Source organism: Bacteroidota bacterium (assembly GCA_037133915.1).
Lineage (GTDB): Bacteria > Bacteroidota > Bacteroidia > Bacteroidales > CAIWKO01 > JBAXND01.
Genome location: JBAXND010000071.1, coordinates 1 through 15,346 on the forward strand (window position 1 = coordinate 1; position 15,346 = coordinate 15,346).

Sequence of the window (15,346 nt, forward strand, 5' to 3'; positions counted from 1 at the left end):
AGCCGGGCTTATGCTTCGGCTTCTTTCAAACTTTTACCGGACAACAGTGAATTAATATACAAAAGTATGAATTAATCCTCAAAAATTGAAGAATTTTTATTAACAAATGTTAAGAAGCTGTTGCATTGAAAATGCATCTTAATGTATTAAAAATAAGTGAGTTGAATACAGTTAATGGGGACGCTTTCACTTGAATTTGTGAACAACGTTCCATAAGGAAATTAATTATGTATATTGATAAATCCAATAAGTAAAAAACCTCCCTTTGTGAAGGAGGTTCTTATTACATTCTGACTGGGAGAATATTATTGTCCGAGGTATGCTTTAAGCAGTTTGCTTCGGGACGTATGTTTGAGACGACGAATTGCTTTTTCTTTTATCTGACGAACGCGTTCGCGGGTCAGGTCAAACTTTGCAGCAATTTCTTCGAGGGTAAGGCCATGGTTCATACCCAGGCCAAAGTACAGGTTGATGACGTCGCGCTCTTTCTCGGTGAGGGTGGAAAGCGAACGTTGAATTTCTTTTGAGAGTGATTCGAACATCAGTCCGCCGTCAGTGGTAACGCCGTCGTCGCTCATGAACACATCAATAAATTTGGTGTCTTCGTCCTGAGCCAGGGGTGCGTCCATTGATACGTGCCTTGTTGAAATTTTCATCACGGCATTGATCTTCTCCTGCGGCAGCTCTAGTGATTCGGCCAATTCATCGGGCAGGGGAGGACGCTCAAATTTTTGTTCCAGACGTGAAAGTTCTTTTGATATGCGGTTGAGAGAACCTACCTGATTCAGCGGAAGACGCACTATACGCGATTGCTCGGCCAGTGCCTGTAATATTGACTGACGAATCCACCACACGGCGTACGAAATAAATTTGAATCCGCGTGTTTCGTCAAATCTCTTGGCTGCTTTAATCAAACCAAGATTTCCTTCGTTGATAAGGTCGGGCAGGCTCAGCCCCTGATTCTGGTATTGCTTGGCAACAGAAACCACGAAACGCAGGTTTGCCCTGGTGAGTTTCTCGAGTGCCGATTGGTCGCCGGCTTTAATACGCTGCGCCAGCTGTACTTCTTCTTCAGCCGAAATCAATTCTTCCCTTCCAATTTCCTGCAGGTATTTGTCAAGCGATGCTGTTTCCCTGTTGGTTATGGATTTTGTTATCTTAAGTTGCCTCATTTTTTCGGTCTTAAATAGGTAAGTGTCAAATAATCAAGTAGTTAACTTTGATTCTTAAGTGGATACAAATGTACAACAAATTATCGGTTCTGCAAAAAATAAGGCAATAATAATTATCAACCGTCTAAGGGCTTAGATAACAGGATAATCCTCTTATGTGCAGGTAGTATATACGCAATTTTTCAGGTCATAAAATTGTTACGGATAAATATTAAACAGTATTTACGCATCAAACATGGATGATGCGTAAATACTCATTTTTATCATGTGCATTTATAAACCAAATGCATAGTAGGCCATCATTCCATTGGGATAAATGCCCTGAATCATAATGCCTCCCTTTTTCCCACCGAGGTATTTTGTGATATCATCGATGGTTTTTACGTCGGTATTGTCAATCTGGGTGATGATAAATCCCTCTTTAACACCGGCGCTCCAGAGCTTTCCTTTGTCAAGTTTCGCAATGCGCACTCCGTAGTTGATATTCAGTTCACGCAGGTCTTCTTTGCTCATATTTTCGAAGGTTGCTCCGAGCGAATTGATGATGGTTCCGGGATCTTTTTTACTTACCGCGGTGGTTCCGTCCTGCCCTTCGAGCGTTACATCCTTTACCTCTTCCTTATTATCTCTGAGTATGGTGATGGGTACTTTGTCGCCCGGACGGTGGCGTGCCAGAATTTCTTTGAATTCCGATTCGGAATTGACGGTGATATCACCCATTTTAAGAATAAGATCGCCCGCTTTAATTCCTGCATCGTCAGCCGCGCTCCCGCCGTTAACCGTTTGCACATACACACCTTTAATCTCACTGAATCCTTTTTCTTTGGCGAATTTACTGTCCATATCCACAAATGAAACTCCGAGGAATGCCTGTTGAACCTGACCAAATTCAACCAAATCGGCTACTATTTTACGGACAAGGTTGCTTGGAATGGCAAAAGAATATCCGGTGTAAGAGCCGGTATTCGTTGCTATGGCAGCGTTGATACCTACGAGTTCTCCGTTTGTATTCACAAGTGCACCGCCGCTGTTGCCGGGGTTCACCACGGCATCGGTTTGAATAAACGACTCAACGGCTCCTTTGGTCCCGAGAATATCAATATCTCTTGCTTTGGCGCTCACAATGCCGGCTGTAACGGTTGAAGTAAGATTGAAAGGATTGCCAACTGCCAGTACCCAGTCGCCCACCTGAGTTTCGTCGGAGTTGCCATATATAATGTACGGAAGATTGCTTTCTTCTATCTTAATAAGCGCCAGGTCGGTATTCGGATCGGCGCCCACCAGTTTGGCTTCGTATGTACGCTTGTCGTTCAGTGTGACCTCGATGGTGCTTGCATCCTGAACCACATGATTGTTTGTAATAATATAGCCGTTTTCAGAAACAATTACGCCCGAACCTGCGGCAACAATGGGTCCGTTCCCGTAAGGATTCCTGAAAAAATTAAAAAACGGGTCGTACCCAAAGAACTGGTCATAGTAACTGTTTTTTTGCTCGTAGGTGGTTTTGATATGAACCACGGCATGTACAGTTTTCGCGGCTGCTGCTCTGAAATCAGGGTTTTCGCCGGCAAGGCCTTTACCGGTATAACTGGCAAATTCAACAGGTGCCTGATTGCGGAAATAGGTGTCGCGATCACTAAATTTCCGTTCAACAATTTTGTACGCTCCAAGCGTAAATGCGCCGCCCAGTGCGGCAATAACGAATGTGCTGATAATTTTTCTCATAACGGTTTTTTTTAGAATTTTGCGCTCATCAATTTTTATTCCTTTTGAAAAAAATGACAAATTTTTATGCAAAAACGACAGGTGGCTGACAATATTATCAACAACTTGTTAAAAAATGTTAATCAATAAATCAGGAACAACAATCAATTTATGTAATTTTGTGCTGAAGTAATTGCTGAATGTCAAATTGTCAGAAGAAGATAACATTCAAAAAAAATACTTTGATTGGATTAAGTGAATTACAAACGTACTAATGAGCCAGAAATCAAATAAAGTCGGGTACCTGCTAATCGGATTGATGCTAGGGTTTTGTGTGGGGATAGCTCTGCTTTGGTGGCAGTTTGATAAAATAGATTCGATATTATTTTCCCATAATAAAAATGAGAAAGAGAGCAGTATTGACGCACCGTCGGGCAATCCCGAATTGCTGAGTGCCGAGGCTGAGAATAATAAAAACATTGAACGTAAAATTTCTGCCGACCCGCGGATGTCGGATACTACGATTCATTCCGTTGAAGAATTTCTGAAACTTTTTAAAGGAGAATTTCCCGATTCTGTGCTTATTGCAACTTACAACCGACGTTTTGAAAACACGGCCAATGGCGAGGATGTTGTGGTGATGAAAGACCAGATGCTTTTTGCACGGACCATTAAAATTGACGGATTTGAAAAGAAATCCGGAAGTAGCGAAAATCTCGATTCGCTGCTTGTTGACGACCCATCTGCCAAAAAAGAAACGGATGTTACGCGGGTTGAATTCTGGAAATCGCCCATCAATTACAAAGGGTATAAAATGGATGAGAACAAAATTGTATTATTCGGCATTCTTGAGTATAATGAAGCTTCCCTGAAATCTATCGATGGCGAAATTTTTCTGAAATACAAAAATGAATTTTTTCATCTGGAAAATACTGATTCATTCAAATCTTTCGTTAGTCTGAAGGACGCATCATTTATTCGCAGGCTAAATTCACTATGACATATACGTTTTATAAATACCACGGTACAGGCAATGATTTTGTCGTGTTCGATAACCGACTGCGCACCTTTGTTCCTGACAGCAAAACAATCGCACGCCTGTGCAGCAGGCAATTCGGCATTGGTGCCGACGGCGTAATACTGCTTAATAAGGAGTCGGGTTACGATTTCAGAATGGTGCTGTATAATGCCGACGGATTTGAAGGCAGCATGTGTGGCAATGGCGGCCGATGTGCTGCTGCTATGGCTCATATGCTTGGTTTCGCGGAAAAGAAAATGCGGTTCATTGCCTACGATGGTGCGCACGACGCAGAAATACTCAGCTATAGTTCACATGGTGCTGATGTGATGCTTGGAATGCGCGATGTTAAAGAATACCATCGCCGTAAAGGGTATGTTTTGATGGATACAGGTTCGCCACACTATGTAAAGTTTGTTGAAGATGTGAATGCTGTTGACGCAGAGAAGGAAGGACGAAAAATAAGATACAGCAAGCGTTTTGAGAAATCGGGCGTGAATGTGAATTTTGCCGCGAATATGGGAAACGAGCTGATTGTTCGAACATACGAACGGGGAGTTGAAGCCGAGACGATGTCGTGTGGTACCGGTGTAACAGCCTCTGCCTTGTCGTTTGCCCTGTTGCTCGGGTTAGAGCAGGGACCGGTAGATATTAAAACCAGGGGTGGCAATTTGCGAATTCATTTCAAAAAAAATGAGAGTGCATTTACGGATATTTTTCTGGAAGGTCCGGCGGCATTGTCGTTTACAGGTAGCATTAGCATTTAATTTAACACAAGATGATTCGGGGCGAGCATATAATTCTGAGAACGGCAACAGCTGAAGATACTGCCTTTATTCTTGAAGTAGAGAATACTCCGGAAGCAGGCAAAGACGGCGACAACGATGTTCCTTATACACGGGAAGCCATTGAGGAATTTGTTCTCAAGTCGTATCACGACATCTATACTGAAAAGCAGATCAGGCTCATCATTGAATTAACATCGGGTAAACCGGGCGAACGAACAGGAATCATTGACCTTTTTGATTTCAGCGCCAGGAACAGGCGGGCTGCAATAGGTATTTGGATTATGGAATCACAGCGCAAACAAGGGTATGCAACAGAGGCAATAACACTTCTGCTCGATTATTGTTTCGAAGTGCTGGGTCTTCATCAGGTGTATTGTACCATTGATGAGGACAATGACGTCAGCCTGCAACTCTTTAAAAAATGCGGATTTGTAATTACGGGAACGCGACAGAGCTGGATTGCACGCGGTGAACTTTGGAAGAATGAATTAACGCTGCAACTGATAAAAGATTGACTTATGGGTGGTGAGAAGAAAAAGAAAAAGTCAGGTTCCGGAAATTGGAAAAGGAATAAAAAAGCCATTCTAACCGGGGCTTTAGCATTATTTGTGGTGCTGTTGGCAGGCGCGGGTATTATCGGATACCGCTATTACAGGCTGGTCTACAATGTAAATGTTGACCTTCACGGTTCGGTTACTAAGTATTTGTACATCCCCAGCAATGCTGATTTCACGAAGGTGAAAACTATCCTGTACAAAGAAAAATATATCATTGACAGCAATTCGTTTGAATGGCTGGCAGAGAAAAAAGGATATACCCAAACCGTGAAAGCCGGACGCTACCTGCTTCGCAACGGTATGACGAACAATGCCCTCATTAACCTGCTGCGTTCCGGGAAACAGGAACCGATTAAACTTACATTCAATAACGTCAGAACGAAAGACCAGTTTATTGCAAAGCTGAACACCCAACTTGAGGCTGATCCCGAAGGGGTTCGGAAATTATTGAATGATGCCGATTTTCTGAAAAAATACGGGCTGGACACGGAAAATGTGATGTGCATCTTTTTACCCAATACGTATGAGTTTTACTGGAATACAACTGATACGGCATTTTTCAGCCGGATGTACCGTGAATATTCTAAATTCTGGAATAAATCGCGTGTTGAAAAAGCTGCAGCCGACGGGCTTACAAAGGAACAGGCCGTAATTTTAGCATCCATCGTTTATTCGGAGACCAAGAAAAAAGACGAAATGTCGCGGGTGGCGGGTGTTTACATGAACCGCATCGAGCGAGGCATTCCGCTGCAGGCCGATCCTACCGTTATTTTTGCCATAGGTGATTTTACGATAAAGCGCGTACTTACTGCTCAAACCAAGTTTGAATCGCCTTATAATACTTACCTTCATACCGGTTTGCCTCCGGGCCCAATCTGCCTGCCTGAGCCTTATGTGATTGATAAAGTTCTGGATTTTGAAAAGCACGATTATATCTTTTTTTGCGCGAAAGAAGATTTTTCGGGATATCATAATTTTGCGAAAACATCGGCTCAGCATGAGCAAAATGCCCGCAAATACAGGGACGCACTCGACCGGGCGAAAATAAAACGATAAGGGCAAAGAAAGTTTTTCCAATTTTATTTATTTTAGCGCCTTCATTTAGAAAACATTGAACATATGAGAAAGACCGTTGTTTTTGTTTGCATGCTGTTAGTTTCAGTTATTGCCTTTGCGCTGAATCCGTCGCGCAAATATGCCGCCAAACCCGGTGATTATGGTTTGACGTACGAAGAAGTTTCCATCGACACTCAGGATGGACTTACACTGAAAGGCTGGTTATACAGCGCGCCAACGGCATCAAACAAGATGATGATTATCAGCGGGAACGGCGATGGCAATATGGCCGATATGATTGAGATTGCTTCGAATTTTGTTTCGCTCGGTTTTAATGTGCTCACCTATGATTACCGTGGATACGGCGAAAGCAGTGATTTTACCATCAACAATAACTTTTATATCTACGCTCAGTTTGAAAAAGATTTGAATGGCGCCATTGATTTTGTGCGTAAGTATCATTCAAAAATGAAAACAGTTGACCTTTACGGATGCGGCATTGGCGGTGCCCTGAGCATTTCGGTGGGCGCAAATCATGATGGAATATTTCAGGTAGTTGCCGATTCGCCTTACGGTAAACTGGAAGATATCAAGAAGAAAATAAAAGAAAAAAGGAACATCGATGTGCTCTTGCCTCTTGGCTACAACAAATATATGCTGGAGCCTTATTATGCTCTGGAATCAAAGGGTACAAGCCTCTATGGTGTGCTGTTTATTGCCGGCGATATGGATGATGTTTATACACCTGATGATATTAAAGCCTTAAGTAAGGTTCAGAAAAACCGTTCGGAAGTATTTATTGTGAAAGGGGCAAATGCCGGCGAGACCTTCACAAAAGACAAGAATAAATATTTTGAAGCGATAAAAAGTTTTATAAAATTTGCTAATTAAACTAGAGTTAAAACTAAACAACACTGGAACATGGGTGCTTTCAAAGCGTATGACATTCGTGGTATTTACAATACCGATTTCAATAAAGAGGACGTTTATCGTATTGGCTTTTTTCTGCCTGATCTTTTAAAAACGAATAAAATTTTAGTGGGCCGTGATGTGCGTGTTTCATCACCGGAGGTATATGAAAGTCTCGCCCGTGGCATCAACGATGGCGGTGCCGATGTTTATTACATCGGGCTGTCAACTACTCCGTTTGTGTATTGGGCAACGGCAAAATTTAACTTCGACGCATCGGTTATGATTACCGCGTCCCACAATTCTAAAGAGTACAACGGTCTGAAAATTTCAAGAACCAATGCGCTTCCGGTGGGCTATGACTCAGGCCTCGATAAACTCGAAAAACTCATCAAAGAGCATCCTGTTGTTCCTAAAAGCGTAAAAGGAAAGATTATCGATTTCGATAAACGAAACGAATATCTTGATTTTCTGAAAGCTTATGTTCCCGATATCTCCGGTTTAAAATTAAGCATCGATTGCTCAAACGGAATGGCATCCTTATTTATTAAGGACCTTATCGGCGAAAGCCCGTCGTATCTGTTTTTTGACCTGGATGGCACTTTCCCGAATCATGAAGCAAACCCATTGGTTCCAGAAAATGTGGCTGATCTGAAAAAGCATGTTCTGGAGAACAAAAGCGACCTCGGAATTGTTTTCGACGGTGATGCCGACCGTGTGATGTTTATTGATGAAAAAGGTGTGTTTATCAGTCCTGACCTGATTATCGGCGTTCTGGCACATTATTATCTGGAGAAGGAAAAAGGAAATGTGTTGCAGGATATCCGTACTTCGAAAGCGGTAGGCGAATACATTGAGAAATTCGGTTCAACGATGCATATGTGGCGTGTTGGCAGAGCGTATGCTTCACCAAAACTTCGGGAGATTAACGGAATTTTTGGTGGTGAATTTGCGGGCCATTATTACTTCCGTGATTTTTATTATTCCGATTCCGGCCTGCTGGCTTGTCTGCTGGTTTTGGATGTTGTAGCTAAAATGAAAAAGGATGGTGTAACCGTTTCCGAACTTATAAATCGCATTTCATCGTATTCAAATTCGGGTGAAATTAATTTCCGCCTTGAGCGTAAACGCGAAGCCATGGAAGCCATGCGTGAGTTTTTCAGCGCAGAAGAAACACCTGAAGCCTTCTATGATTTCGACGGGTACCGTATTGATTTCAAAGACTGGTGGTTCAATATCCGTATGTCGAACACAGAGCCTTTCCTGCGTTTTCTAGCTGAAGCCACTTCACAGGAATTGCTTGAAGAAAAGATTGCCGCGGCACGAAAAATTATAAGCCGTTTTGAATAAAAACGGTCCGGCACTGGCAAACGAGCATTATTTCCGGCTGTATGAAACAGTAAAGGTGACAGGCAGGTACTGCCATCACCTTTTTTTATTCCTGCTGCTGCTTATTTCAAGCCATATGAATGCACAGGACAGTGTGCGTTTACCGCTGAATAAAAATCGCCTTGCGCTTGTTGCCGCCTCGGAAGGTGCACTTTATGCGGGTTCGGTTGTCGGAGAATATCAGTTCTGGTATAAAGGGTTTGCACGCAGTAACTTTCATTTTTTTAATGATAATAATGAATGGATGCAGATGGATAAATCCGGCCATATTTTCGTTGCCTATTACGGCGGCAAAGTGGGTTATGAACTGCTTAAATGGACCGGTCTTAAAGAGAATAAATGCGTATGGTACGGTGGGCTGCTTGGTTTCGCATTTCTGGCAAATGTGGAGATTTTGGACGGGCATTCGGCAGAATGGGGATTTTCCTGGGGCGATTTCGCTGCGAATGCTTTTGGTTCAGCAGCATTTATTAGTCAGCAACTTGCCTGGAAGGAACAGCGTTTTTTGATTAAATATTCTTATCACAACACAGCGTATGCAGCTTATCGTCCGCAACTACTGGGAGCAACGAGCGCCGAACGCCTGATGAAGGATTATAACGGCCACAGCATTTGGATATCGGCCTCGCCCGGCACTTTCATGGGTGCGAAATCTAAATTCCCGAAATGGCTTTGTTTTTCTGTTGGTTATGGTGCTGAAGGCATGACTGGCGGATATTCCAACCCGTTGTTTGCGGAGGACGGGAAAGCAATACCCCACTTTGACAGATATCGCCAGTTCTATTTTTCGATGGATGTTGATTTGAGCAAAATTCCGGTTAAATGCGTTTTTCTGAAAAAGGTACTCAATACCGTAAACTTTATTAAAGTGCCTTTCCCGGCGCTGGAATACAACTGCCGGTCAGGCTTTAAAGGGCATTGGCTATACTACTAGGTTATCTGTGCTGGTGGATTACTATCTCCGTTGCGCCAACTCCATATTTCGCAATAGAACCATCATAAAACTCCACGTTATCATAAGCACGCAAAATCTTATGCAATTCAACTTTCAGGATGCCTGCACCTACGCCATGAATAAAGATGACCTTTGAAACTCCGCTGCTGATAGCACTTTCAAGGCAGCGGCTGAAATGATGAATCTGGATTTCTATTTTCTGAGAATTGGAAAGCGAGGCTTCGTCGGCGGTAAGTTTGTGCAGGTGAAGATCCACTTCGGCTGTATCTTCGTCTATCATAAATTGTGCAATCAGAGGCTTTTCTTTTTCGGGCTTACCAACCGGTTTCGCGATTCGGAACATAGTATCGTCAACACCCTGCTGAGCGGATGATATCTCCGAAATCATTAACACCAGTGCTTTTTGACCGATTAACGGGCTGTCGGTGTAATTGTCTTCCTTCAGGAATTTCATTTGTTTTACTTTGTAATCGCGATGAAGCGGCTGCATTATTTCGGCGCAATGTTCGCGGTGAAACATGCACTGCAGCGTTCCTTCGGCCCACTGGTCCAGATGTTCTCTGTTGGCAGTTTCAAGCAGAATGCGCGACAGGGGAGGAACATTGCCGTAATCGGCGCCCAGGTATCCGTTGTTCTTCCGAATATATATGTTGTAGAGTGCTTCAAAAGGCGTATTGTTCACCAGATAAATATCCAGACTGCCCGTTATCAGCCACTTTTGATCCTGAGGTACAAAAGCCAGATAAATACCTTCTTTTGCTTCGCGTGAAGCAAAGGCGGGGAGTTCGATGATGCGCTGATCGTTGGTCAGCGTTTGATTTTCAGAAGAAATGTCAACTTCAATATCATAATTTTTATTGAACATTTTTTCGGCGGAACCGCCTGTTTCTGCGGGTATCAGCTCGCTTGCCATTACCGGCAGTTCAAAACCATTCTCGATGGTAACACCTACCATATTGCTGCTGATGATGCGGCTTATCACGCCACCGCCTTTTTCATTCAGGAATTTTACTTTATCTCCAAGCTCGAATTTCATATGCTGTATTTTCTGCAAAATTAGGTAAAATGAAGGGAACTTCGTGTTAAACTCGTGCAGGCATCCTGATGTGCCGTCTTCAAAGGCTCGTGAGGCGGCTCTTTTGGCTCATGTCCGTTTTTTATGCTTTTTTGGACATGAATTTTTGCGCTTGAATTATTAATGCGAAATTCAATTCTGTATATGCACGCGCTTTGAATTCTGTTCGCTGTGATTTTGTATCTTCGGGCAGTTATTTAATCGGTTCTCTTATGAAAAAAATATTTCTTTACGCTCTGATGTTTATAATGAGCGTTGCGTTGTCCGCTCAGGTAAAACCCGGTGATAAAGCAGTTTTCAAAGAATACCAACCGGGATATTATCAGAATTCTATTTTAAAAGGCATCAACGATTTTGAAAACTCACGGGATGCCAAACCGCAGACTTCAACCTATTTTGCGCTTGATATTTCCGGATTTGATCTTCCGAACGATACCGCCTTATATAAAATCATTAAGCATTCGAAAGCTGTTTCTCAGGGTTCAACAGGCACTTGCTGGTGTTTTGGCGCTGTGTCCATGCTTGAATCGGAAGTGCTGCGTACTACCGGTAAAATGATTAAGTTGTCTGAAATGTTTGTTGTATACAATCAATACGTGGAGCGTGCACGGACCTTTGTGCGTGAGCGGGGTGCCACTTATTTTGCCGAAGGTTCTGAATCGAATGATGTTTGCCGGATGATGAAATGGCATGGAATGATGCCCGCATCGGCATATTCCGGAATGTTGCCCGGGCAAACGGTTCATGATCACGGGAAGATGGTTGAAGAAATGTCGGCATACCTTGAATCGGTTAAGAAAAGTAATTCGTGGAATGAAGAAGTTGTTGTGGCGAATATTAAAACCATACTGAATTACCACATGGGCGAACCTCCTGCAAGCTTTGATTTTGACGGAAAAACGTACTCGCCGAAAACTTTTGTTACCGAGGAATTAAAAATAAACGCCGATGATTATTTTAGTTTCATGTCAACGATGGACGCGAAGTACAATCAGAAAGCTGAGCTCGTAGAGGCTGATAACTGGTATCATTCCAGAGATTATTACAACCTCAAAATTGACGATTTTATTGCGGTATTAGTCAACTCTCTTGAAAACAATTATTCAGCCTGCCTTTGCGGCGATGTGTCGGAACCCGGCTATGACAGGGCTTCCCAGAGTGCGGTTATTCCGACATTTGACATTCCATCGGAATATATTGATGAAAATGCCCGGCAGATGCGGCTTTACAATAAAACCACAACGGATGACCATTGCATGCATGTTGTTGGGTTTCTTAAAAGAAATCAAAAGTACTGGTTCCTGCTCAAAGACAGCGGGGCAGGGGCTTTTGACGGCAAGTTCAAAGGCTATCGCTTTATCAGCGAAGATTACGTTCGATTGAAAATGATGAATATTCTCGTGTATAAAACAGGAGCAAAAATTATTCTTGATAAAATTATTAAATAGCGCAGCCTGCCGATATCAATAATTTGCCCGAATTAAAGCTGAAAATAGAAGGTTGCTCCTTCGCCGGGAATACTCTGAGCCCAGACTTTCCCACCATGTTTATGTATGATTCGGTGAACAATTGCCAGACCCACACCTGTTCCCGGAAAATCGGCAGCATGATGCAGCCGCTGAAAAACTCCGAATAATTTGTCTATATACTGCATGTCGAATCCGACGCCATTATCCATTACAAAATACGTTGTAATGCCTTTTATTTCTGTTGAGCCGACGCTTATTACCGGATTCGCTTTTTTACTTGTGAATTTAACGGCATTCGACAGCAGGTTTATCCATACCTGCCTGATCATTTTCTGGTCGCCTGTGGCTGCAGGAAGGGGCGTGATAGCGAATTTTATACGCGTATTTGAATCTATAGCAATAATTTCATTGAATACGTTGGTGGCAAGATTTGTCATATCAATCTTTGCGTGTTCCATATCGCTGCGACTCAGGTGAGAGAAGTTAAGCAGGTCGTCAATCAGATGTGCCATTTTCTGTGCATTGGCGCGAATAGTGTCAAGATATTGCTGTCCTTCTTCATTGATAACACCCGAATACTCATCCAGCAGAAGCGCCGAGAATCCGTCGATAGAGCGGAGCGGACCACGCAGGTCATGTGAAACAGAATAGCTGAATGCTTCCAGCTCCTGATTCGAAACCTGCAATTGTGCTGTGCGCTGGTTCACACGGTGCTCCAGTTCTTCATTCATTTTCAGAATCTGGGCTTCAATGTTCCTGTAATCAGAAATGTCATGATTTACTCCAATCATTCTTGTCGGCTTTCCGTCCCTGTCTCTTAGAATGCGGGCGAATGACTTGATGTGCCTTATGTTCCCGTCGGGTAATACCACACGAAATTCAGTGTCATATTCTTTTTCACCTTCAATTGCAAGGCGCGATTCCTCCCTTGCTCTATTCAGGTCATCGGGGTGCAGGCGCATCGCCCATGTTTCAAACGTACTGATGCTCTTGTCATCCTGTCCATACAGCCGGTACATATGGTCGTCCCATATGAGCTGATCCCTTTGAATATCCCATTCCCATACGCCCATGCTTCCTGCCTTAACAGCGAGAGAATAACGTTCATTATTCAGGTATAACAACTCCTCAGTTTTTTTTCGGTCGCTGATATCAATGGCCATAGTCAGGTTACAGGGAGCATCGTTGATTATAACGATGCATTTCGAAAGCAGGCATGGCAGTAGCTTCCCATCCTTTGCTTTGAAATTGCATTCTGTTCCGGAAAGAGACTCCTGTTCGTTCAGTAATTTGTGAATACGCGCCCTGTCGTCAGGGCAGGCATAGATATTTATTTCAGTAGCAGTGTGGCCTATTACTTCATCGCGCGTAAATCCGCTTTCACGCAGAAAGGTCTCATTCACGTCAATGTACGTTCCGTCTTCGGCAGATGTAAGTGAAATGAATACCGGCCCGAGCCTGAACAATGCTGCAAATTTCTCTTCCGATTCTCGCAGTGCATCTATGGTATTTCTGTATTCCGTGATATCGAGTGTGCTCCCTAAAATTGTAGTTGCTTCTCCTTTTTCATCGCGGCTGAATACCGTATCGCGGCTGCGCAGCCACCGCCATCGGCCATCGTGATGTTTCATTCTGTACTCAATATCTTTTACAAATCGGTCAGGTGACGACTTCATTGATTCATGATGCAGAGCCACCCTTGCCATATCTTCAGGATGAAGAATATTATTGAAAAGCTCTGAACCCATTTCCATGATTTCTTTTTCGTCATAACCCAGAAAATCCAGCACTTCTCTGTTTGCGTAAACATTGCAATGATTTATCAGGTCGTAGATATAGATAAGGTTCGGTGTCGCATTCAGGATACCTTCAATAAATTGTTCGCTTTTGCGTAATTGAATTTCAGCTATTTTTCGAGGCGTGATATCTCTGGTTGTTCCTCTGATCTCAAGATTTCCGGTTGACTGGGAAACATAGAAATTTGAAATAATCTCTGCCCACATTGAGCTGCCATCAAGCAGAATCAATTCTAATTCTTCAGTAAAATAGTGGTCAGAACCATATTTTCCCTGGAGAAATTCTGATTTTTGCTGACGTATTTTTTTAATCATGGGTTCCTTCATGAGCGGAGGAACCATATTATCAAGACTGGCAGTCATAGTCTCGATGTCCTTATAACTCTCATGTTTTCTAAATGAAGGGCTGATATAAATGAATTTCAGCGTTTCCGGATCCATTATCCATACCACGTCTTTCATCGTTTCAGTCAGCGTTCTGTACTGCCTTTCTGCGTTGACAAGGTCGTCCTGATCTTTTTTTCGTGCGGTAATATCGCGTATGCGGCCACGTATACCAAAATATTTGCCATTACTGTCAATAATCTGTGTGATGATTTGTTCAATCCAGCAATATTCGCCGCCGGGTTTTATTATCCGGACTTCAATCCGGTTTTCTTCGCCACCTGGATTTTCTTTTGAAAGGCTTTGCTTATATTTTTCACGATCGTCAGGATGAATGAGCTCCAGCAAAATCCCTGCATTTTTAATAAAAGCCTGAGCAGAGTGCCCCGATATTCTCTCGCAGGAAGGAGAGGAGTATTCGAACTGACCATCAGGATTCAGCCAGAATTCCCAATCATAGGTATTATCCGCAACAATTTTATATTTGGCCTCGGAGGCTTCCAGTGTGGTATATACCTGCTGAAGCTTGATGTCTTTGTCTTCAATTATTTTGCGGGCTTCAATTTCTTTAAGATTCTTATGACCGACTTCCGCAATCATCTCCGTGAATTCCCTTATGAATGCAAGGTATACGTCCAGTTTATCCTGAGACCAAATCGGTACCTGCTTAACAGCTTCCAGGTACGCTTGCTCATCAAAACCGTATTCTTTTGCCTGAGCTCTGAAAAAATCGAGATCAGGAGCTTCAAGAAAAATCTGACCAATGTAAAAATTTGCATAATGAACGCCATCAATAATTACAGGGAAGGCAGTATCGAGCATGCCGAGCGGACAGCGGTAGGTTACTGAAGGATTTGCTTCATTCAGGTGATTGCTGATATATAAGTCGCTTTTAAGACACTCCTGCTGAGATAAAGGATGGGCTCTGTGAAAATTAGTGCATATTTCCTGCCATGAAGTCGCAATAAGTATGTTTCCTTCAAGGTCAAGCAAGGCCGAAGTAAAGGAACAGATATCATTATGGATATTCCGCACATAGTAGTCCACTCATTCCGCGGCAAACTGGTCCACCAA

Annotated in this window: 12 protein-coding genes; 8 read left to right on the top strand and 4 right to left on the bottom strand. The window is 43.0% G+C overall.

The window, feature by feature from the left end; translation table 11 throughout:
• Positions 1-305: 305 nt before the first annotated feature.
• Positions 306-1,172, bottom strand: coding sequence for an RNA polymerase sigma factor RpoD/SigA (locus tag WCM76_15650; GenBank protein MEI6767066.1), 867 nt, complete (start codon positions 1,170-1,172; stop codon positions 306-308).
• A gap of 273 nt (positions 1,173-1,445) precedes the next feature.
• Positions 1,446-2,897 carry a trypsin-like peptidase domain-containing protein gene (locus WCM76_15655; GenBank protein ID MEI6767067.1) on the bottom strand — a complete coding sequence of 484 codons (1,452 nt, stop codon included), beginning with the start codon at positions 2,895-2,897 and terminating at the stop codon, positions 1,446-1,448.
• A gap of 253 nt (positions 2,898-3,150) precedes the next feature.
• On the opposite strand from WCM76_15655, the gene WCM76_15660 reads away from it, so the two are divergent.
• The 7 genes from WCM76_15660 to WCM76_15690 all read left to right on the top strand — a co-directional run bounded on the left by WCM76_15660 (position 3,151) and on the right by WCM76_15690 (position 9,527).
• Entirely contained in the window at positions 3,151-3,876 is a 726-nt protein-coding gene (locus WCM76_15660; GenBank protein ID MEI6767068.1) for a hypothetical protein, read from the top strand.
• Positions 3,873-4,661 (top strand): diaminopimelate epimerase, encoded by a 789-nt coding sequence (dapF, locus tag WCM76_15665; GenBank protein MEI6767069.1) that lies wholly within the window; start codon positions 3,873-3,875, stop codon positions 4,659-4,661. The genes WCM76_15660 and dapF overlap by 4 nt, the downstream gene beginning before the upstream one ends.
• An 11-nt stretch (positions 4,662-4,672) precedes the next feature.
• Entirely contained in the window at positions 4,673-5,197 is a 525-nt protein-coding gene (locus WCM76_15670) for a GNAT family N-acetyltransferase (GenBank protein ID MEI6767070.1), read from the top strand.
• Between the two features lie 3 nt (positions 5,198-5,200).
• Entirely contained in the window at positions 5,201-6,295 is a 1,095-nt protein-coding gene (gene mltG / locus WCM76_15675) for an endolytic transglycosylase MltG (GenBank protein MEI6767071.1), read from the top strand.
• Between the two features lie 63 nt (positions 6,296-6,358).
• Complete coding sequence (locus WCM76_15680) at positions 6,359-7,186, top strand: alpha/beta hydrolase (GenBank protein MEI6767072.1); 828 nt, start codon at positions 6,359-6,361, stop codon at positions 7,184-7,186.
• Between the two features lie 30 nt (positions 7,187-7,216).
• Positions 7,217-8,554 (top strand): phosphomannomutase/phosphoglucomutase, encoded by a 1,338-nt coding sequence (locus WCM76_15685; GenBank protein ID MEI6767073.1) that lies wholly within the window; start codon positions 7,217-7,219, stop codon positions 8,552-8,554.
• On the top strand, positions 8,547-9,527 hold the full coding sequence (locus WCM76_15690; protein MEI6767074.1) for a DUF2279 domain-containing protein: 981 nt from the start codon (positions 8,547-8,549) through the stop codon (positions 9,525-9,527). Before WCM76_15685 ends, WCM76_15690 begins: the two co-directional genes overlap by 8 nt.
• A gap of 1 nt (position 9,528) precedes the next feature.
• Here the strand turns inward: WCM76_15690 and WCM76_15695 are convergent, their stop codons facing one another.
• The gene (locus WCM76_15695) at positions 9,529-10,584 is read right to left on the bottom strand and encodes a DUF2027 domain-containing protein (protein MEI6767075.1); all 1,056 of its coding nucleotides are present in this window, start codon (positions 10,582-10,584) and stop codon (positions 9,529-9,531) included.
• Between the two features lie 251 nt (positions 10,585-10,835).
• Between WCM76_15695 and WCM76_15700 the strand changes: the two genes are divergently transcribed.
• Positions 10,836-12,071 carry a peptidase C1 gene (locus tag WCM76_15700; protein MEI6767076.1) on the top strand — a complete coding sequence of 412 codons (1,236 nt, stop codon included), beginning with the start codon at positions 10,836-10,838 and terminating at the stop codon, positions 12,069-12,071.
• A gap of 32 nt (positions 12,072-12,103) precedes the next feature.
• On the opposite strand, the gene WCM76_15705 is transcribed toward WCM76_15700, so the two are convergent.
• Positions 12,104-15,319: a PAS domain-containing protein gene (locus tag WCM76_15705; protein ID MEI6767077.1), complete on the bottom strand. Its 3,216-nt coding sequence runs from the start codon at positions 15,317-15,319 to the stop codon at positions 12,104-12,106.
• Between the last annotated feature and the right edge of the window lie 27 nt (positions 15,320-15,346).

Bases quoted from the DNA above. Each gene is read 5' to 3' on its own strand.
- WCM76_15650 (MEI6767066.1), bottom strand. From the start codon at position 1,172: ATGAGGCAACTTAAGATAACAAAATCCATAACCAACAGGGAAACAGCA.
- WCM76_15655 (MEI6767067.1), bottom strand. From the start codon at position 2,897: ATGAGAAAAATTATCAGCACATTCGTTATTGCCGCACTGGGCGGCGCA.
- WCM76_15660 (MEI6767068.1), top strand. From the start codon at position 3,151: ATGAGCCAGAAATCAAATAAAGTCGGGTACCTGCTAATCGGATTGATG.
- dapF (MEI6767069.1), top strand. From the start codon at position 3,873: ATGACATATACGTTTTATAAATACCACGGTACAGGCAATGATTTTGTC.
- WCM76_15670 (MEI6767070.1), top strand. From the start codon at position 4,673: ATGATTCGGGGCGAGCATATAATTCTGAGAACGGCAACAGCTGAAGAT.
- mltG (MEI6767071.1), top strand. From the start codon at position 5,201: ATGGGTGGTGAGAAGAAAAAGAAAAAGTCAGGTTCCGGAAATTGGAAA.
- WCM76_15680 (MEI6767072.1), top strand. From the start codon at position 6,359: ATGAGAAAGACCGTTGTTTTTGTTTGCATGCTGTTAGTTTCAGTTATT.
- WCM76_15685 (MEI6767073.1), top strand. From the start codon at position 7,217: ATGGGTGCTTTCAAAGCGTATGACATTCGTGGTATTTACAATACCGAT.
- WCM76_15695 (MEI6767075.1), bottom strand. From the start codon at position 10,584: ATGAAATTCGAGCTTGGAGATAAAGTAAAATTCCTGAATGAAAAAGGC.
- WCM76_15700 (MEI6767076.1), top strand. From the start codon at position 10,836: ATGAAAAAAATATTTCTTTACGCTCTGATGTTTATAATGAGCGTTGCG.